The sequence below is a fragment of the Collinsella sp. AF04-24 genome, from assembly GCF_003465685.1.
In the GTDB taxonomy this organism is placed as follows: domain Bacteria; phylum Actinomycetota; class Coriobacteriia; order Coriobacteriales; family Coriobacteriaceae; genus Collinsella; species Collinsella aerofaciens_AP.
Genome location: NZ_QSBK01000011.1, coordinates 65,754 through 81,936, shown reverse-complemented (window position 1 = coordinate 81,936; position 16,183 = coordinate 65,754). Strand labels below are relative to the sequence as shown.

Sequence of the window (16,183 nt, the reverse complement as noted above, 5' to 3'; positions counted from 1 at the left end):
CTATGACGTTCTGATTCGTAGTCAGACCCTCTATCCAGCTGAGGTAACGCCGCGACTTGTTGATTATTATGCACAGAGACTGAATAATGGTCAAGCATTTTTTCAAAAAAAGTTATCGAATTTGATTTTTAATCATTTGGAGGGCTTGGCGCGATCTTCGACGCATCGCGATATAAGAAAAGCCCCCGTCGCCGGGAGCTTTAAAGTCAATTGGTGCGGCGTATAGGATTCGAACCTATGACGTTCTGATTCGTAGTCAGACCCTCTATCCAGCTGAGGTAACGCCGCAACGCACGGATTATTATGCACGCGAGCCCCCGATGGGTCAAGCGACAATTAGAAAAAATTTTACGGAGTGATAATTAAGTTGTTCGTGCCTCGACCGAGGTTCGAATCCATGCGGTGCTGCCATAAAAGAAAAGCCCCCGTTGCCGGAGGCTTTCAATTTCAATTGGTGCGGCGTATAGGATTCCGCGCATCCGCTCCGCGGATCCGCGCCGGCTTCGCCCGCCTGCCGGCGTGCTCGCCCGCTCGCTACGGACGCTCCGCGTCCGCTTCACGCTCGCGCCTCGACCGAGGTTCGAATCCCTGTCTGGTCTCCAAAAAAGAAAAGCCCCCGTTGCCGGAGGCTTCAAGTTCAATTGGTGCGGCGTATAGGATTCGAACCTATGACGTTCTGATTCGTAGTCAGACCCTCTATCCAGCTGAGGTAACGCCGCAGCGCAAGACATATAAAACCACTTTAGCTTATTGGAGTCAAGCACAATTTCAAACTTTTTTGTGGAACGCAGTCTTGTCATGCTGCTCCGCATATACCGTCGTTCCCCGTACGATCGATTGGCTTTTCGATCACGTCAAACTTAGCATCAAGTTCCCTCAGGAGCGATCTCACCCGCTGGGCACAATCATAATCGGCAAACGAGATACTCAACATGCGAGCAACCTGGTTAGATGTCCGGACCCCATAGAAATGCTCCAGGGCCACAAGCCCCTCGTGCGCCACAAACGTCTCAACCACATGAGGCGACTCCTCAAAGCACCATTGGGTCAACGGACCCCCGCTCGTCTGTCGAACCACCAGGCCACCCATGCCAGACGGCTCACACGTTACAAGCAGGTACTCCCCGCCCTCGTCGCTCTCAAACAAAACCACCCGATCATCAAACAGCTCCATCGCGTCCCCTTTCTCTCGCTCTTATTTAGCAAAAGCATAGCAGGTAGATTGCTGTATACAGAACAGTTGTTCGTGTGTTTTCTATTGAGCTGTCCGCACGGCATGGTATGGACCTGCGCACGAAATAGGGCGCCCCCGAAGGAGCGCCCTTGCATATCGCCTATGCAGCCAAGTTACGCGACCGGCTCGATCTTCTCGAGGCCGCCCATGTAGGGACGCAGGACCTCGGGGATCGTGATGGTGCCGTCGGCGTTCTGGTAGTTCTCCAGAATGGCTGCCATGGTACGGCCAGCCGGCAGGCCGGAACCGTTGAGGGTGTGCAGATAGCGCGAACCCTTGAAGTTCTCGGGGTCGCGATACTTGATGTTGGCGCGGCGAGCCTGGAAGTCACCGCAGTTGGAGCAGGAGCTGATCTCCTTGTAGGCGTTGTAGCTCGGCAGCCAGACCTCGATGTCGTAGGTCTGACGGGCAGAGAAGCCCAAGTCGCCGGTGCACAGGCTAATCACGCGATACGGAAGGCCCAGCTGCTGCAGCAGGTACTCGGCCTCGGCGGTCATGCTCTCGAGCTCCTCGTCGGACTCCTCCGGCTTAGCGAACTTGACCATCTCGACCTTGTCGAACTCGTGCTGACGGATGATGCCACGGGTATCGCGACCGGCGGAACCGGCCTCCTCGCGGAAGCAGGGGGTGAAGGCGGTGTAGCGGCGCGGCAGGGTGTCGGCGTCGAGGACCTCACCGGCGTGCAGGTTGGTGAGCACGACCTCGGCGGTGGGGATCAGGAAGTTGTCGCCCGAGACGTGATAGGCGTCGTCCTCGAACTTGGGCAGCTGGCCCGTGCCGAACATGGTCTGACGCTTGACGACGATGGGCGGCCACCACTCCTTAAAACCACGGCTGGTGTGCGTATCGAGGAAGAAGTTGATGAGGGCACGCTCAAGACGGGCGCCGGCGCCACCGAGAACGGTGAAGCGGCTGCCGGAGAGCTTGTTGCCGCGCTCGAAGTCAAGGATGTCGAGGTCGGTGCCCAGATCCCAGTGCGGCTTAAAGTCGAAGTCGAACTCGCGCGGGGTGCCCCAACGACGGCGCTCGATGTTCTCGTCCTCGTTCTTGCCGTACGGCGTGGCCTCGCAGGGAATGTTGGGCAGGTGAGCCATGAAGTCGTACTGCTCCTGCTCGAGGGCGGTGCGGCGCTCGGCCAGACCGTCAATCTTCTCGTTGACGGCGCGCACGGCCTCCTTGGCGGCCTCGGCCTCGTCCTTCTTGCCCTCCTTCATCAGGGCGCCGATCTTCTTGGACTCGGCATTGCGCGTGGCTTGAAGTTCCTCAACCTCGGTGATGACGGCACGACGCTCGTCGTCGAGCTCAAAGAACTTCTCGCGATCCCAAGACGTCTGGCGGTTAGCCATGGCGACATCGATGGCATCGGGGTTCTCGCGAACAAACTTGATATCAAGCATTAGATCCTCCGGCGATATACATTCCATTTAGGTTGCAACCTTGTACATGTATGGGCAAGTATATACTTATGAGCGTTTACGACCCAACTCAACTACGCAAGAAGGCACCCAATGGACGCAGTTTTTTCCTTTTTGTTTGGCACCCGCACCGGTTTTGCCATCCTTTTCGCCGGCGGCATCCTGCTGTTTGCGATTATTGCCTTTGTAATGGAGAAGCGCACCCATAAGATGTATGTCGACCGCGGCCCCAAGTCCGAGGACGAAGAAGACAGCTTCTGGGACTAACCTGCCAAAAAGGGACAGGTTTATTTTGGTCGGTTTTATCTGGGCAAACGCAAGTGCCCCGCAACTGGAATTGAGCCAGTTGCGGGGCACTTTTCGCTAAAAGGACAAAACCGCAGGAAAAACCTGCCAAAATAAACTGTCCCTTTTTTGGTCGGTTTTACTGGAGGGTTGCGTCGATTGCCTTGACCAGGGCGCTGCGCATGCCGGCGTCCTCGAGTGCAACGACGCCCTTGATGGTGGCACCGCCGGGCGAGCATACGGCATCCTTCATCGCCGCAGGATGCTGGCCAGTTGCAAGCTGCAGCTTTGCCGTACCCAGCACCATCTGGCTCACAATGCGATAAGCATCCGCACGCGGGATACCGTGCTTGACCGCCGCATCGCCCAGGGCCTCGATTGCCATGGCGACAAACGCCGGAGCGCAACCACCCACCGTGCCGCCCACAAACAGCAGGCTTGTGTCGAGCTCGACGACAGCGCCAAGCTTACCGAGCAGGTCGAGCACCACAGCACGCTGCTCGTCGTTAAGCGTCGAAGCCTTCTCGCAGGCGATGACGCCCTCGCCCACCGAAACCGGCGTGTTGGGCACCGTCGAGATATGCGCGACGCCCGGCAGGACCTGCTCCCACTTGGCACTGTCCCAGGTCCAGGCAACCGACAGAACGACCTTTTTGGCAAGAGCATCCTTGAGCGGGGCGAATACCTTCTCGATCATGTACGGTTTGACCGCAGCGACCACGATATCGGATGCGGCGACAACCTCGGCGGCATCGTGGCAGGCGACCATGCCGCGCACCTCGCAACGCTCGACCAAAGCATCGTAGCGGCCTGCGCAGGCGCACATGTCGCCCGCGGCCACGCCGGCGGCAATCCAGCCATCGGCCATAGCACTCGCCATATTGCCAAAACCGACAAATCCGATCTTCATATCACACAGTCCTCTCAGATGCGTTCCTCAAAAACGAAAGTCATTGTCCCACGCTATTGTTTCGTATTGCCGACCTACTTGTGATACGGCTCGCCACGGCTAATCTTGCAGGCGCGGTAGATCTGCTCCAGCAGCACCACGCGCGCCAGGTTGTGCGGCAAGGTAATGCGCCCAAAGCTGAGCATCTCGTCGGCGCGGGCGCGCACCTCATCACTCACGCCGTCCGAACCGCCGATTACAAAGGCAATGTCGCTACTACCTCGCAGCATAAGATCGTCGAGCCTCGCCGAGAGCTCCTCACTCGAACGCTCCTTGCCCTCAATGGCCAGCAAGATCACATGCGCTCGAGACGGCAAGGCAGCAAGAATCGCCGCCCCCTCCTTGTCACGCGCAGCATCCACACCGCCCGCCTTAGCCGGGTCGATATCGGCCACCTCGCGGATATCCACCTTGGCATAGGCACCCAGACGCTTGGTGTACTCAGCGCACGCGTCCTTCCAAAAGCGCTCCTTGAGCTTACCAACACAAACGACGGTGTATTTCACGCGCGTCTACTCCTTCGAATCGTTTTGAACTTTGCCGGCAGCCAGCATCTGCTCGAACATAGAGGCCGACTGCGAGAAGTCGCTCGGCAACACGACCGTCGAGTTTTTGCCCGTACGTGCGAACTCCGTCATCATCTCGGTCCACTGCGTAAACATGAACAGCTGGTTGGCCTCATCGTTGCCAACGCCTGTCTCCTGGATAATCTCGAGCGAATCCTTGATGCCCAACGCGATAGCTTTGCGCTGGTTGGCGATGCCTTCGCCTGCCTTTTCCATCGCCTCAGCCTCGGCGGTCGCCTCGGTGACGCGCTTGATGCGGTCTGCCTCGGCGAGCTCCTGTGCCGCAGCGCGCTTGCGCTGGGCGGCGTTGATGTCGTTCATGGAGTTCTCAACCTCGGTCGGCAGTGCGATTTTGGTGATGAGCGTCGACACGAGGGTGAAGCCGTAGGCGGCCATCTGCTCGGAAACGGTAGCGTTGACATCCTTGGCGATGTCATCCTTCTTGGCAAAGACCTCATCGAGTGTGTAGACAGGAATCGAAGAGCGCAGGGCGTCGGTGATGAAGTCACGCATCTGGTCGACGGGCTCCTGCAGCATGTAGTAGCTCTTGTAGATGCCCGAATCTGCCGGGCCGGCGCCCATGTCGTAGCTCACGTGGTACTGAGCGGAGACCTCAAGACCGATGGTCACGTTGTCCTGGGTCTTAACGTCGATGCCAAAACCGTTTTTCATGGTGCGCAGGCTCACCGTGGCGGCCTTGCGGTCGATCACGGGCACCTTCACGTGGAAGCCCGCGTTGACGATACGATTGAACTTACCCAAGCGCTCGATGATCACAGCGTGCTGCTGCTCAACGACGTAGCAGGCGTTGGGAAGCAACAGCAGCAGGATGATGATGGGAATCAAAAGGCTCGTAAGGGCAGCGATGATACCGGAAAACAGCATGGTCTCTCCTCTGATAGGCACACGTTGCCATTAGGATACCCGTCCAAGGAGATCGTGCATAACAAAAAAGCCCCCATTGCTGGGAGCTCTTTCATTTAATGGTGCGGGCGAAAGGACGTCCGCGTATCCGCTTCGCGGATCCGCACCGGCATCGGCCGCCTGCCGGCGTCCTTGCCAGCTCGCTAAAAACGCTCCGCGTTTTCTTGACGCTCGCTCCTTCGCAGGTTCAAGTCCTCGCGATGGGCACATAACAAAAAAGCTCCCATTGCTGGGAGCTCTTTCATTTAATGGTGCGGGCGAAAGGACTTGAACCTTCATGGGGTTGCCCCCATACGGACCTGAACCGTACGCGTCTGCCAATTCCGCCACGCCCGCGTGCAGGAATTAGAATAACGGAGCGCCACCGCGAACGCAAGAACTATTTTTGAAAAAGTTTGCAGGCATTTTCCCAAGCGGCATGCGCGATTGTTTCGGCGTCCTCACCAGTGCGATCGATACGGTCGTTAACCAGCGCGTTTGCCGTAATGGAGATCATTGCGGGCTCGCATTCAAGACCGCGGATGGGCTCCGGAGCCATATACGGGCAATCCGTCTCGAACAAAATTCGATCGAGTGGGGTTGCCGCAAATGCCTCGCGCACGTCGTCGTTGCGCTTAAAGGTGGCCGCACCACCATAGGCGATATAGCAGCCCAGCTCCACAAAGCGCTCCATCGTGGCGCGGTCCTCGCCAAAACAGTGCAGCACACAACCGGTCTGGGGCACGCCCACCCCACGAAGCACGTTGTAGGCGTCCACGTGCGAGGTACGCTCCTGGTCCATGTCCTCGTGACGCAGATGCAGCTCCACCGGCACGTTACGACGCACGGCAAGCTCGAGCTGGCGCGCCATGCAGTCAATCTGCACGTTATGGGGTGCCGGCGCGATATCGTCGTCATAGTCCATGTGGTAGTCCAGACCGATTTCGCCAATACCGGCGCACAAAGGGTCATCAAGCGCAGCAACAACCTGCGCGTGAATGTCGTCGGTATAGTCCGGCGCGCCATACGGATGCACGCCGGCAAGATACTTGATCTGCGGGATATCCTGCATCGGCAGAATTTCGCGCACGAGCCAGTCGCTATAGTCCGTCACGCTGCGCTTGTCGGCGATGGGGTCGAAGACCGTCACCAACAGGTCGATGCCTGCCGCCTTGGCACGCACGAGTGTCTCGGGCACATCCTTGCCCCAGAACGAAAGCAGATGCGCATGTGTGTCGGCAAGCGGTGCCAAGGGCACGGGACAAGCAACCGTCTTCTTTTTCTTGGTAAACGTCACGCGTTCGGCATTAAGCGTCATGGGAAAGCTCCCGAGCCAGACACACAAAGTCGGCGACGCCGAGCGTCTCGGCGCGCGTGGTGGGTGCGATACCGCAAGCCTCAAAGGCGGCATCGAGCACGTCCTTGGCAAAGCCGTTGGCGCTCATGGAATTGCGGATGGTCTTGCGACGCTGAGCAAATGCAGCGTCAATCACGCGGGCCACAAATTCGCGATCGAGTCCTTCGGGCACCACACCGTCAACACGGTCGATACGCACGACGGCCGAGTCCACGTGTGGCGCCGGCATAAAGCAACGCGGCGGCACCTCAAAGCGACCCGTTACCTGCGCATACAGGCCAAGCTTTGCCGTATAGCCGCCATAGGTCTTGTTGCCCGGCACTGCGGCAATGCGATCGGCAACCTCCTTTTGCACCATGACGACGGCGCGCTTTAGCGCCGGCATCGTCTGGAAAAATTGCAAAATGATCGTCGCCGCCACGTTATAGGGCAAGTTCGCGACAAATACCGTCGGCTCACCGCCCGCAGCCTGCTCAATCTGCTCCGGCGTCACCTTGAGCGCGTCGCCCATGATAAAGCGGAAGTTGGCATAGTCGGCGGCGTGGGCATCGAGCACCGGCTCAAGCTCGGGATCGGCCTCAATGGACGTAACGCACGCCGCTTCCTGCAGCAACGCAAGTGTCAACGTACCGCAACCTGGACCCACCTCGAGTACGCGCTCGTCACCTGCAAGCTCGGTAAGCTCGCAGATACGTTCGATCACATGATTGTCGATTAGAAAGTTCTGGCCCAGGCGATGCTTGGTCGCAAGGCCAAACTCCTCCAGCAGCTCCCTGGTGGCCGTGGGGTTTGCCAAAGGCGAAGTTGTCATGGTTGCCTCCTTAGCATGATGGCGGCGTCTTGAAACAAAAGGGCATGGACCGTGGCGGCCATGCCCTTACAGCTAAACAGCAAATTGCCGATATGGCGCTCGCGCGGTCTCTACGCCAGACGCGGGAACAGCGGATCGCCCTTCTCGACGGGCTGACCGCCGGCAAGCAGGCCCCAAGTGCAAATGCCCTTGAGGTCGTCGCTCGCGGCCTCGCCCTCACAGGACAGGCGGCGCAGGGCCTCAGCAGAGGTCTGAGGCATGAGCGGCATCAGCAGGTGAGCGGCAATGCGGATGGCCTCGAGCAGGTTGTAGATCACAAACGCCAGCTCGTCAGCCTTGGCCTCGTCCTTGGCAAGTGCCCAAGGCTCGGAGTCCTCAATGTAGTGGTTGGCGGCGTGGATGAGCTCCATGACCTCGTCCTTGGCTCCGCCGTAATCGAGCACGTCCATCTTGGCCATGTAGCGCTCGACCAGACCATCGGCGATCTTTGCCAGCGGGTTATCGAACGCGTCGGCAGACGCCGGTTTAGCCGGGGCGCAGCCGTCAAAGTACTTTGCGCTCATGTTGAGCGAGCGCGAAATGAGGTTGCCCCAGCTGTTGGCCAGATCGGCGTTGTAGACCTGCTCCATACGATCGAAGCTGATGGCGCCGTCGGTGCCGGGGACCACGTCGGTCATAAAGTAATAGCGGTAGCCCTCGACGCCCAGCATGTCGATAACATCCTGCGGAGCGATGGCGTTGCCGCGGCTCTTGGACATCTTCTCGGCCTTACCGGTCTCGGCATTGCGCACGGTCAGGAAGCCGTGGGCAAAGACGTGCTCGGGCAGGGCCTCGCCGATGGCCATGAGCATCGCGGGCCAAATGACGCAGTGGAAGCGGATGATGTCCTTACCCACGATGTGGAACTGCGCGGGCCAGCGATAGGCCAGCTCGGCACGGGCCTCGTCGGTGTCGACACCGTAGCCGACGGCCGTCATATAGTTGAGCAACGCATCGAACCACACGTAGGTCACGTGACCCTCGTCAAACGGGACCTGAATGCCCCAGTCAAAGCTCGTACGGCTCACGGAAAGGTCGTTAAGGCCGCCCTCGACAAAGCTGCGTACCTCGTTCATACGGAACGCAGGCTCGACAAAGTCGGGGTGCTCGTCATAGAGCTTGAGAAGCTTGTCCTGGAAGGCGGAAAGCTTAAAGAAGTAGGACTCCTCCTGCACGCGCTCAAGCGGACGGTGGCAGTCGGGGCACAGGTGCTGGCCAACGCTGCCGTACTCCTCGTCGCCCTTCTGGACCTGCGTATCGGTGAAGTAGGTCTCGTCAGGCACGCAATACCAACCGTCGTAGCTGCCCTTATACAGATAGCCGGACTCCTTCATGCGCTCCCACAGGTACTGCACGGCATGATGCTGGCGCGGCTCGGTGGTGCGGATGAAGTCGTCGTTGGAGATCTCGAGCTTGCTCCAAAGCTCCTTGAAGTGCGGAGCCTGGCTGTCGGTCCACTCCTGCGGCGTCATGCCATGCTTGGCTGCGGCCTCGGCGACCTTCTCGCCGTGCTCGTCCATGCCGGTCAGGAACTTGACGTTATAGCCGGCGGAACGGCGATAGCGAGCCTGAACGTCGGCGATGATGGTGGAATAAGCCGTGCCCAGGTGCGGATCGGCGTTGACGTAGTAGATGGGCGTCGTGATAAAGAACGAAGGCTTGCTTTGATCCATGGGGTTTGTCCTCCAGAAAAACGTTGCATACAGAGGATGATTCTAGCGCAAGGGCTGGATATCCTCCATCTATTGCATATCGAGCACTATGGCATAGACATCGCGCTTGCGGCGCGAATACTTCTGAGACAGGCGCTTGGCCACCGCAGACGCGGGCTCCCCCTCCTCGAGCGCGGCGCGGATATCCTCGCGCAGGGCCTCGTCGGGATCCGCTGCCGCGGCGCCAACCGGCACGATACCGGCCTCCTCATCCTCGCTCGGCGGCGCGATGACCAGCGCAATCTCGCCCCTTACCTCGCCGCGAGCACGCAGCTCCTCGGCAAGCTGGTCAGCGGGCCCGCGCAAGACCTCCTCGTGCAGCTTGGTGAGCTCGCGGCAGACGGCAACCTCACGCTGGGGAAAGACCTCCGCCACGGCCTCGAGCGTCGCCACGATGCGATGTGGAGACTCGTAGAAGATGAGTGCGCCGGGCACCACGGCAAGGCGCTGCAAACGGCGCACACGGTCGCCGTGCTTTCGGCCCAAAAAGCCCTCGAAGAAAAAATGCTCGCAAGGAATACCGGACGAAACGAGCGCCGTGACGCAAGCAGAGGGCCCGGGAATAACTTCGACGGGCACATCGGCCTCACGCGCCGCCTCGACCAGCGCCTGGCCGGGATCGGACACGCTCGGCATGCCGGCGTCCGAGGCAAAAGCGAGGGTCTCCCCCGCCAGCAGACGGTCGACCAGGCCGGCGGCGCGGCTGGCGATCACATTCTCGTCGCAACGGACAAGCGGCTTGGAAATGCCCAGGTGCATCAGTAGCTTTGACGTCACACGCGTGTCTTCGCAGCAGATGGCATCAGCAGCGGCAAAGGCCTCACCAACGCGCGGGGACAGGTCGCCCAGGTTGCCGATGGGCGTGCCGACCACATAGAGTTTGCCCGTATGGGCGCTGTTTTGCGTCATATCAACCTATTCAATCATGCCGCGCTCGAGCGTACCGAGCGCCGCGCGGGCGTCCCATGCTGCAATGCGCTTCTCGGTCTTCCACGTTTGGAAGAACCAACCGGCAGCCGGCGCAAACGAAGCCAGCTGGTTGGCGATAAACACGCGCTCGTAGGCATTGCGGCCCTCGGGCGTAACCGACGAGTTGGCAAAGATCGCCGCGCCCGACCATTCGCCCACCAGCACGGGGAACCCAGTCGAAATCGCTTCTTTAAGCTCGCGCTTGTTACGCGAAATCGCCGTCGTCAGCCCGCGAGGGCTCGTGATGTCGAGCGCATACTCGTCGCGGTAATGGTACAGGTGAAGGTCCATGTAGACGTTCTTGTACTTGGCGCCGCGCATAAAATGCTTCCACTCGCTGGGATGCCCCGACGACGAGAAGACGACGATCTTATCCTCGGGCATATACGAACGGACGAGCTCGTAGGCATCGCGATAGAAATTGCGCAGGTAGTGAGCAGGAATGCCATCCGTCATGGTGAAGAGGCTCTTGCGAACGCTCATCTGCGGCGTGTCCAGCAGCTCAATGCCCAGCAGGCTCTCGGCCTCGCCATAGCGATCGGCCAAGCGCTCGAGCACGTCGAGTGCGACATGACGGCCGTTGGTGGACGAATGCCACTCGGCAACAGCCTCCGGCGTGGTGGGCGAATCGTTGGAATCGCCCTGGCCACCGGGCACGGTTGCCAGATCGAGCAGCACGCGGATGTCGTACTTGGCAGCCCACTCAATTGCGCGGTCGATGTAATCGACAACCGATATGTAGGAGGCATCGGACTCCTGTGAGCCAAAGGCATACCAGGGCACCGGCAGACGCACGGCATTGAGACCGATCTGCGCCATGCGGCGAAAATCGTCCTCGCTCACAAACGTCTCGTAATGGCGGCGCATGCGCTCGTTATAGGCGGCGGTACCCATGGCCTCCTGTAGCTCAGCCGCGTTGGATGCACCGGTCGCCGCGTACAGCGACGGGGTCACCCAAGGCTCGGGAATAAACCAGCCAGAGAGATTAACGCCGAGTATCCTCTCCATCACTGCCCCCTTCGGATCATGCAGGTCGAACCCGCATCGTATTGCGTAGGATAAGTATCGTTTTGAGTATACCCGCGTGTGCGGACAGGCGACCGAACGGTCTGCAAAGTGACGCGAAAGTGGGAGGAATGTCTGGGAGCAGACGGACTCGGAATGGTGCGACGAGGTGTGTACGCGCGCCGGAGGCAGGCACCGGAAAGTGTGTCCCGTTCTGAGCCCTTATTCTGGGACGCAGTTTCCGCAGAACCCTACATAAAAGAAAAGGACCCCTTTGCAGAGGTCCTAGTCAATTCAAGGTGGCGGGGAAGGGAATCGCGTCCGCGCGCTGCGCGGACGGACCGCTGCGGCGCTTACGCGCCTTGCGAGCTGCGCTGGCAAACGCTTACGCGTTTACTCAGCTCCGCGCCCTCACGGGGTTCGATTCCGTGCGAGGGCTACATAAAAGAAAAGGACCCCTTTGCAGAGGTCCTAGTCAATTCAAGGTGGCGGGGAAGGGAATCGAACCCCTGACACGAGGATTTTCAGTCCTCTGCTCTACCAACTGAGCTACCCAGCCATTTGAGGTGTGCCTTGTTTCAAGGCTTGATTAGTATAACCAAGGACGCGTTCCGGTCAACCGAGAATTTCAAAAAAGTTTTTGAGCACAGCCTCGGTTCTTTAAATCGGCACGTCAGAGGCATCAGCCGGCAGCAAGAAGTTTTTCGCTCAGAGCCGCACGGGCAAACTCACTTGGCGTCATCCCCTCGGCAGCCGCCCGTCGACGAATGGCCTCCTTCATTCCCAGAGGAATCTTGACCGACAGCGTTGCCGTCCCCTCACCTGAGAGTGGGGGCCGTCCATGCACGATCCCACCAACGGTGTGTTCGCCATCCGGAAACTCTCCGCGCTCGTACGACTCGCACCACGCGTCAATCATTTCATCCGTTACAACCTGACCATTAGCGGCCGTATACGTCTTGCCCATCATCGACCCCTTTGCCGAGCCCGTTCAATCTCCTGCCAAAATTTCTTCTGGACTGGAGACAAGGCATGAATGATAAGCCCCCACGGACAAGCTCGACCGCGACAAGCTCCACGCTTCGTCCGTCTGGGAGCCATCCAATCGCAAGCCATCTCGGCGGCTCGTCCTTCGGCTCGCGACGAATGCACTCAGTAACCGCAAGCCAAGCGCTAAGCACCTGCTTTTCCGTCAGGTGCTTTTTAGCGTTGGGATGGATCTCAACATCCATGCATCTTCTCCTCCATCTTACCCAATTTCGTATGACGAAAGTCCGCTGTCGCCAATTCTTAAGCCGGCACGCGTTGGAGAGCAGGGGTCGAAACAATGATTGAAGGACGCTCTAGTACGGCCCAGGCGCCGGGGCAGGAGCACATACGCCAGGGACGTACGTTTTCGTAGCATACGAGGACATAGCCACGTGCATCGATAAAGGCGATATCGATGGGATAGGCCATAAAACACGTATGGACCGAAGAGCAGCGTGGAAATGCCATGACGAGCGGCAGACCGTTGGCGGCAACCGGACACCGTCCCAGCATGCCGCGCAGGCGCACGGCAAACGACTCCGCCACCGCAAACTCGGCCGGCGTCCAGCCCAGCCTATTGAGTGCCCGCGCGTAGGCGATGTAGGACGAGACCGCGGTCACATGACCACCCCCGGACGCCATGGATCGACCGTCACCGCGCGCTCGTGCGACAACGTTGTCGGCGCCCCCAGCGGAACGCCAGCGATGCTGAGAGAAGTCGGCCACGGCTCATAGTGCATGGTGCAGGTGTAGGTCCTAAACGTACCGGATAGGGAGAGCAGGCCACCATCCGATGCCTCCGCGCCTTGCTCGCTCGACACTTCGATCTGCAAGTCATAGCCCTCCATGGCATTCAGAATTTGAGTCTGAACCGTCGCCGAGGCATCGGCAGAGCTTTCGTCGCCCTCCCCCTCCGACGCCACGGCGTGCGCCAACACGATGTCGGGCACCACGCGGTCGAAGCGCGCGACAGCGCTGGCAAAGATCATGACGTTGTACACGATGAGTGCCAGCACCAGCAAAACGGGCGTAACCACTGCCATCTCCACCGTCGCTTGGGCGCGCTCCTCGCGCAGACGCATGCGGATACTCATTACGACCCACCGCCCAGAGCGCCAACCAGCGTGGCGACATCGACGGTGAGCGGGATGGAGCCGCCGCCGGGCAGAGGAATCTCCGCAAGCGTGAACATCGTACCGCTGATGGTGCGTTCGACTTGATATTCCAACGCCTCGCAAAGCGCCTTGGGATCGGTCACGCCCAACGGAATACTTCGCAGTTTGTCTTGCGCTTGAGAGAGGCCAGCAATGTCAGACCCCGGGCTCTTAATGACGTTGGCGGAATCGGTCAGCACCGGCTTTCGCAGGCGCAAGTCGCACGGTTCCAAACCCAGCGCCGCCACGGACGCCGAAACGGTATCGCCGAGCCACGATGCAATGGAGCCCAACGCGCCGCTGCCCCCTCCTAGGCCTTTAATCATCTCGTCCATAAGTTCGTCGGCCGAACCTTGGATGTCTCCGTATCCCACAAGCAGCCGTCCCCAGACATCCATGACGCCGTCGAGCACGCCGGCAACGCCGCCCGAGCGTTCCTTCAATGTCGAGAAAAATCGCGAAAGCACGTTGTTTTGCGCCGTCGCCCCATCGGGCGCCAGCACCGCGGCAGAGATGGCACCGCGATCGCCAAGTCTGACTGCCGTGTTAAACGAAGAGTTGAGTTCATCGGAGCTCGAGATGGCACCCGAAACCGCAAAGGCAACCACGCCGTTGCGACCGGGCGGAGCGATACGCGGGCGCTCACCGGAAAGTTCTTTGATGGCGGTATCGAACGCATTGCCCGCACGGTCGGCTTCGTCCTCGGTCTGACGCTCGAGCTCGAGCTCCTTGTTGCGACAGTCGACGTAGTCCTCCAGGGCGTCTTTAAACTTGTCAAAGTGATACTCGAAGCCGTTTTCGATAGAGGTTGAAGGCGCCGCAACAGCACCAAGCGACAAAACGCCAAAATGGCATTTGCTGCATTTATCCTGTCCATCGTAATCGGCAACCGAAGCAAATCCGCTCGGCGTCCCTTTCTTATAGTTAGGGCAGGTCGTCCCGTAATGCAGATACGCCTTGTCATCGTTCACGCTAGTCGGCCACACCGCATCGGTATAGAGTTCCGTCGCCCGAACCTCATCAGAGTTGCGCGGCAGCAGCGGAATATAGGAGGAAACCCTGTCTCCGTTCTCGGTTATATATGCCCGATCGACCTCCGCGTTCGCATAGGTATAAAACGCCTTACGCGCCGCAGACTCTGCCTTCATCTCGACACTCGAGCCCTGGGGCTTCTCATTTGTCAGACGCCAATGGTAGTAGTCCTTCGCGCGATCAAGGGCAACTTGAGGCTCCCACGTAACGCTCGATGAGTAATGCGGATTTTGAACACCGGAAAGATCCGTTAGGCTTTTCGCGCGCTCCCACATGCAAGAACAGCTGCCGACCGAGCCCTTGTCAGACCCACCACAATCCGCCAGCCAAGCACGCTCTTTAGCCTTCGCCGTGTCCTCAGAAGCCTTCCGCAGCTCCTCGGCCGCACGCTCTAAATCATCTGATGTGTCTTTAATGGTATCGGTCGAGATCTCTGACCCTTTGATCGCAGCGAAGTCCGACTCGGATGTCCTGGGCACGGCAAGCGCCGTACCGGTATAGGTCACACTATCGGTATCCTGCGCCGACACCGCCTGCGTGGCACGCGCGGCGATCAGATACGGCAGAGCCGTCTCGATTTTCTGTAAGCCTTCCGATGCGCTTTTGGCAAACTTGTTGCGCGTTTTAATGATCTCGATCCCGGTGTCGACCATATTGCCGGCAACCGGCTCGGCACCCGGGATGAGGATGGCGACCAGGCCCGTCCCGATCGTGGCAAACCCCGCCAGCCCCAGACTCAAGATACTCGCATCAACCACCGTGGCAGCCGTGTGATAGGACGACACCACGTTGGCACCCGCCAGCGCGCCGCTATCAGCCGCCACCTGGGTGTCCCCGGCACGCGACATGCTCCATATCGCCGCGGTCGACGAAAACAACAATGTGAGCACCACTAGGATGACCACGGCAGAAGAAAGCGTGGTATAGGCACCGTCTTCGATAAACAGATCGACACCGGCTCGACCCATAAAGCCGCCTCGCTTGCGATGGCAGCTCGGACGGTGCGTCAAAACGCGTCTAGACCAGAAACGCTTAATCCCATGCAGCAATCCACGAATCATAATCTCCCTCCAGCCATTCGGGACGCGATTGATACGAGACATCGACCTTGAGCTCAACGTAGCCGCCCTCGGCGGTACCACCCATAGCCTGCACAAACGCACCGATCACAGGCAACGGCTTGACCTCGCCGGAAACGGACACGGACGAGGCGCCACCCGCACCGACCCGGCCAAGCTCGATATCCCACGACAACGGCCCGCCGGCATGAAAGATCGAAACGTTGGGCACTGCGGCAAGTCGGCGGCGGGTGAACTCCTTAAGATCGTCGTCCTCCGCCGTCGTCGTGGTCATGAGCCGCGCGGTCTCGGCGGCGGCAGACTCCATGACCGCGCGCGTATAGAGCAGACACACCGGTTGCAGTGCGAGAAGGATGAGCGTCAGAAACGTCGGCAGCAAAAAAGCGGCCTCGACCGTAGACTGCGCCCGGTCCTCGCGCGCGATATCAATACAGCGCGATGTCCTCAGCACCCGCAGCAGCGTCGACAACCGATGTCGAGGTGACGCCGTGAGACGCCGCCCGCTCGACCAGCGCCGCCAAGCGCCCATCGGTGCCAGCACGCCAAAGCCCCGCAATCGCCAGCACGATCGATAACAGCGCCACCGTGACGATGGCGTATTCCACAGTCGCTTGGGCAACCTCCTCACGCAGAACGCCATGCAT

The 16,183-nt window shown here is 59.5% G+C and carries 19 protein-coding genes and 4 tRNA genes; 2 read left to right on the top strand and 21 right to left on the bottom strand.

Annotation, left to right across the window (positions count from 1 at the left end):
- Positions 1 to 226, top strand: a 226-nt coding sequence (locus DWV32_RS10410; protein WP_222847439.1) for a hypothetical protein, incomplete at its 5' end; no start/stop codon positions are given.
- Here the strand turns inward: DWV32_RS10410 and DWV32_RS05940 are convergent.
- From DWV32_RS05940 to serS, 4 genes are all read right to left on the bottom strand, one after another.
- Positions 212 to 288: transfer RNA gene (locus DWV32_RS05940), tRNA-Arg, on the bottom strand. The genes DWV32_RS10410 and DWV32_RS05940 overlap by 15 nt on opposite strands.
- 354 nt (positions 289 to 642) lie before the next feature.
- Positions 643 to 719: transfer RNA gene (locus tag DWV32_RS05935), tRNA-Arg, on the bottom strand.
- Between the two features lie 77 nt (positions 720 to 796).
- Positions 797 to 1,174 (bottom strand): hypothetical protein, encoded by a 378-nt coding sequence (locus DWV32_RS05930; RefSeq protein ID WP_117628981.1) that lies wholly within the window; start codon positions 1,172 to 1,174, stop codon positions 797 to 799.
- A gap of 173 nt (positions 1,175 to 1,347) precedes the next feature.
- Positions 1,348 to 2,631: a serine--tRNA ligase gene (gene serS, locus DWV32_RS05925; RefSeq protein WP_117757557.1), complete on the bottom strand. Its 1,284-nt coding sequence runs from the start codon at positions 2,629 to 2,631 to the stop codon at positions 1,348 to 1,350.
- Positions 2,632 to 2,742: 111 nt separating this feature from the next.
- Between serS and DWV32_RS10310 the strand changes: the two genes are divergently transcribed.
- A complete protein-coding gene (locus DWV32_RS10310) occupies positions 2,743 to 2,916 on the top strand; it encodes a DUF6724 family protein (RefSeq protein WP_168170424.1) in 174 nt (57 codons plus the stop codon).
- A gap of 157 nt (positions 2,917 to 3,073) precedes the next feature.
- Here the strand turns inward: DWV32_RS10310 and proC are convergent, their stop codons facing one another.
- The 17 genes from proC to DWV32_RS10135 all read right to left on the bottom strand — a co-directional run bounded on the left by proC (position 3,074) and on the right by DWV32_RS10135 (position 16,183).
- The gene (gene proC, locus DWV32_RS05920; RefSeq protein WP_117655499.1) at positions 3,074 to 3,844 is read right to left on the bottom strand and encodes a pyrroline-5-carboxylate reductase; all 771 of its coding nucleotides are present in this window, start codon (positions 3,842 to 3,844) and stop codon (positions 3,074 to 3,076) included.
- A 74-nt stretch (positions 3,845 to 3,918) separates the two neighbouring features.
- Positions 3,919 to 4,389, bottom strand: a complete 471-nt coding sequence (gene rlmH, locus DWV32_RS05915; RefSeq protein WP_035136824.1) for a 23S rRNA (pseudouridine(1915)-N(3))-methyltransferase RlmH — start codon at positions 4,387 to 4,389, stop codon at positions 3,919 to 3,921.
- Between the two features lie 6 nt (positions 4,390 to 4,395).
- On the bottom strand, positions 4,396 to 5,334 hold the full coding sequence (locus DWV32_RS05910; RefSeq protein WP_117757556.1) for an SPFH domain-containing protein: 939 nt from the start codon (positions 5,332 to 5,334) through the stop codon (positions 4,396 to 4,398).
- Positions 5,335 to 5,622: 288 nt separating this feature from the next.
- A tRNA-Leu gene (locus tag DWV32_RS05905) sits at positions 5,623 to 5,709 on the bottom strand.
- A gap of 43 nt (positions 5,710 to 5,752) precedes the next feature.
- Positions 5,753 to 6,670: a TatD family hydrolase gene (locus DWV32_RS05900; RefSeq protein WP_117757555.1), complete on the bottom strand. Its 918-nt coding sequence runs from the start codon at positions 6,668 to 6,670 to the stop codon at positions 5,753 to 5,755.
- Positions 6,660 to 7,520, bottom strand: a complete 861-nt coding sequence (gene rsmA / locus DWV32_RS05895; RefSeq protein WP_117757554.1) for a 16S rRNA (adenine(1518)-N(6)/adenine(1519)-N(6))-dimethyltransferase RsmA — start codon at positions 7,518 to 7,520, stop codon at positions 6,660 to 6,662. Before rsmA ends, DWV32_RS05900 begins: the two co-directional genes overlap by 11 nt.
- 110 nt (positions 7,521 to 7,630) lie before the next feature.
- Positions 7,631 to 9,232 carry a methionine--tRNA ligase gene (gene metG, locus DWV32_RS05890; RefSeq protein ID WP_117757553.1) on the bottom strand — a complete coding sequence of 534 codons (1,602 nt, stop codon included), beginning with the start codon at positions 9,230 to 9,232 and terminating at the stop codon, positions 7,631 to 7,633.
- 69 nt (positions 9,233 to 9,301) lie between these two features.
- Positions 9,302 to 10,180, bottom strand: coding sequence for a 16S rRNA (cytidine(1402)-2'-O)-methyltransferase (gene rsmI / locus DWV32_RS05885; protein ID WP_117757552.1), 879 nt, complete (start codon positions 10,178 to 10,180; stop codon positions 9,302 to 9,304).
- Positions 10,181 to 10,186: 6 nt separating this feature from the next.
- Positions 10,187 to 11,248, bottom strand: a complete 1,062-nt coding sequence (locus DWV32_RS05880; RefSeq protein ID WP_055309641.1) for a glycoside hydrolase family 5 protein — start codon at positions 11,246 to 11,248, stop codon at positions 10,187 to 10,189.
- Positions 11,249 to 11,731: 483 nt separating this feature from the next.
- A tRNA-Phe gene (locus DWV32_RS05875) sits at positions 11,732 to 11,804 on the bottom strand.
- A 123-nt stretch (positions 11,805 to 11,927) separates the two neighbouring features.
- On the bottom strand, positions 11,928 to 12,212 hold the full coding sequence (locus tag DWV32_RS05870; protein ID WP_035137167.1) for a ribbon-helix-helix domain-containing protein: 285 nt from the start codon (positions 12,210 to 12,212) through the stop codon (positions 11,928 to 11,930).
- Positions 12,187 to 12,477: a hypothetical protein gene (locus DWV32_RS05865; protein WP_117583813.1), complete on the bottom strand. Its 291-nt coding sequence runs from the start codon at positions 12,475 to 12,477 to the stop codon at positions 12,187 to 12,189. The genes DWV32_RS05870 and DWV32_RS05865 overlap by 26 nt, the downstream gene beginning before the upstream one ends.
- A gap of 58 nt (positions 12,478 to 12,535) precedes the next feature.
- Positions 12,536 to 12,895, bottom strand: coding sequence for a DUF192 domain-containing protein (locus DWV32_RS05860; RefSeq protein WP_226790440.1), 360 nt, complete (start codon positions 12,893 to 12,895; stop codon positions 12,536 to 12,538).
- The gene (locus DWV32_RS05855; RefSeq protein WP_055285913.1) at positions 12,892 to 13,368 is read right to left on the bottom strand and encodes a TadE/TadG family type IV pilus assembly protein; all 477 of its coding nucleotides are present in this window, start codon (positions 13,366 to 13,368) and stop codon (positions 12,892 to 12,894) included. Before DWV32_RS05855 ends, DWV32_RS05860 begins: the two co-directional genes overlap by 4 nt.
- Positions 13,368 to 15,428: a hypothetical protein gene (locus DWV32_RS05850; protein ID WP_117757551.1), complete on the bottom strand. Its 2,061-nt coding sequence runs from the start codon at positions 15,426 to 15,428 to the stop codon at positions 13,368 to 13,370. The genes DWV32_RS05855 and DWV32_RS05850 overlap by 1 nt, the downstream gene beginning before the upstream one ends.
- 64 nt (positions 15,429 to 15,492) lie before the next feature.
- Complete coding sequence (locus DWV32_RS05845; RefSeq protein WP_231501542.1) at positions 15,493 to 15,990, bottom strand: TadE/TadG family type IV pilus assembly protein; 498 nt, start codon at positions 15,988 to 15,990, stop codon at positions 15,493 to 15,495.
- Positions 15,965 to 16,183: a hypothetical protein gene (locus DWV32_RS10135; protein WP_055250538.1), complete on the bottom strand. Its 219-nt coding sequence runs from the start codon at positions 16,181 to 16,183 to the stop codon at positions 15,965 to 15,967. Before DWV32_RS10135 ends, DWV32_RS05845 begins: the two co-directional genes overlap by 26 nt.

Bases quoted from the DNA above. Each gene is read 5' to 3' on its own strand.
- DWV32_RS05930 (WP_117628981.1), bottom strand. From the start codon at position 1,174: ATGGAGCTGTTTGATGATCGGGTGGTTTTGTTTGAGAGCGACGAGGGC.
- serS (WP_117757557.1), bottom strand. From the start codon at position 2,631: ATGCTTGATATCAAGTTTGTTCGCGAGAACCCCGATGCCATCGATGTC.
- DWV32_RS10310 (WP_168170424.1), top strand. From the start codon at position 2,743: ATGGACGCAGTTTTTTCCTTTTTGTTTGGCACCCGCACCGGTTTTGCC.
- proC (WP_117655499.1), bottom strand. From the start codon at position 3,844: ATGAAGATCGGATTTGTCGGTTTTGGCAATATGGCGAGTGCTATGGCC.
- DWV32_RS05910 (WP_117757556.1), bottom strand. From the start codon at position 5,334: ATGCTGTTTTCCGGTATCATCGCTGCCCTTACGAGCCTTTTGATTCCC.
- DWV32_RS05900 (WP_117757555.1), bottom strand. From the start codon at position 6,670: ATGACGCTTAATGCCGAACGCGTGACGTTTACCAAGAAAAAGAAGACG.
- rsmA (WP_117757554.1), bottom strand. From the start codon at position 7,520: ATGACAACTTCGCCTTTGGCAAACCCCACGGCCACCAGGGAGCTGCTG.
- metG (WP_117757553.1), bottom strand. From the start codon at position 9,232: ATGGATCAAAGCAAGCCTTCGTTCTTTATCACGACGCCCATCTACTAC.
- rsmI (WP_117757552.1), bottom strand. From the start codon at position 10,180: ATGACGCAAAACAGCGCCCATACGGGCAAACTCTATGTGGTCGGCACG.
- DWV32_RS05880 (WP_055309641.1), bottom strand. From the start codon at position 11,248: ATGGAGAGGATACTCGGCGTTAATCTCTCTGGCTGGTTTATTCCCGAG.
- DWV32_RS05870 (WP_035137167.1), bottom strand. From the start codon at position 12,212: ATGGGCAAGACGTATACGGCCGCTAATGGTCAGGTTGTAACGGATGAA.
- DWV32_RS05865 (WP_117583813.1), bottom strand. From the start codon at position 12,477: ATGGATGTTGAGATCCATCCCAACGCTAAAAAGCACCTGACGGAAAAG.
- DWV32_RS05855 (WP_055285913.1), bottom strand. From the start codon at position 13,368: ATGAGTATCCGCATGCGTCTGCGCGAGGAGCGCGCCCAAGCGACGGTG.
- DWV32_RS05850 (WP_117757551.1), bottom strand. From the start codon at position 15,428: ATGGGTCGAGCCGGTGTCGATCTGTTTATCGAAGACGGTGCCTATACC.
- DWV32_RS10135 (WP_055250538.1), bottom strand. From the start codon at position 16,183: ATGCATGGCGTTCTGCGTGAGGAGGTTGCCCAAGCGACTGTGGAATAC.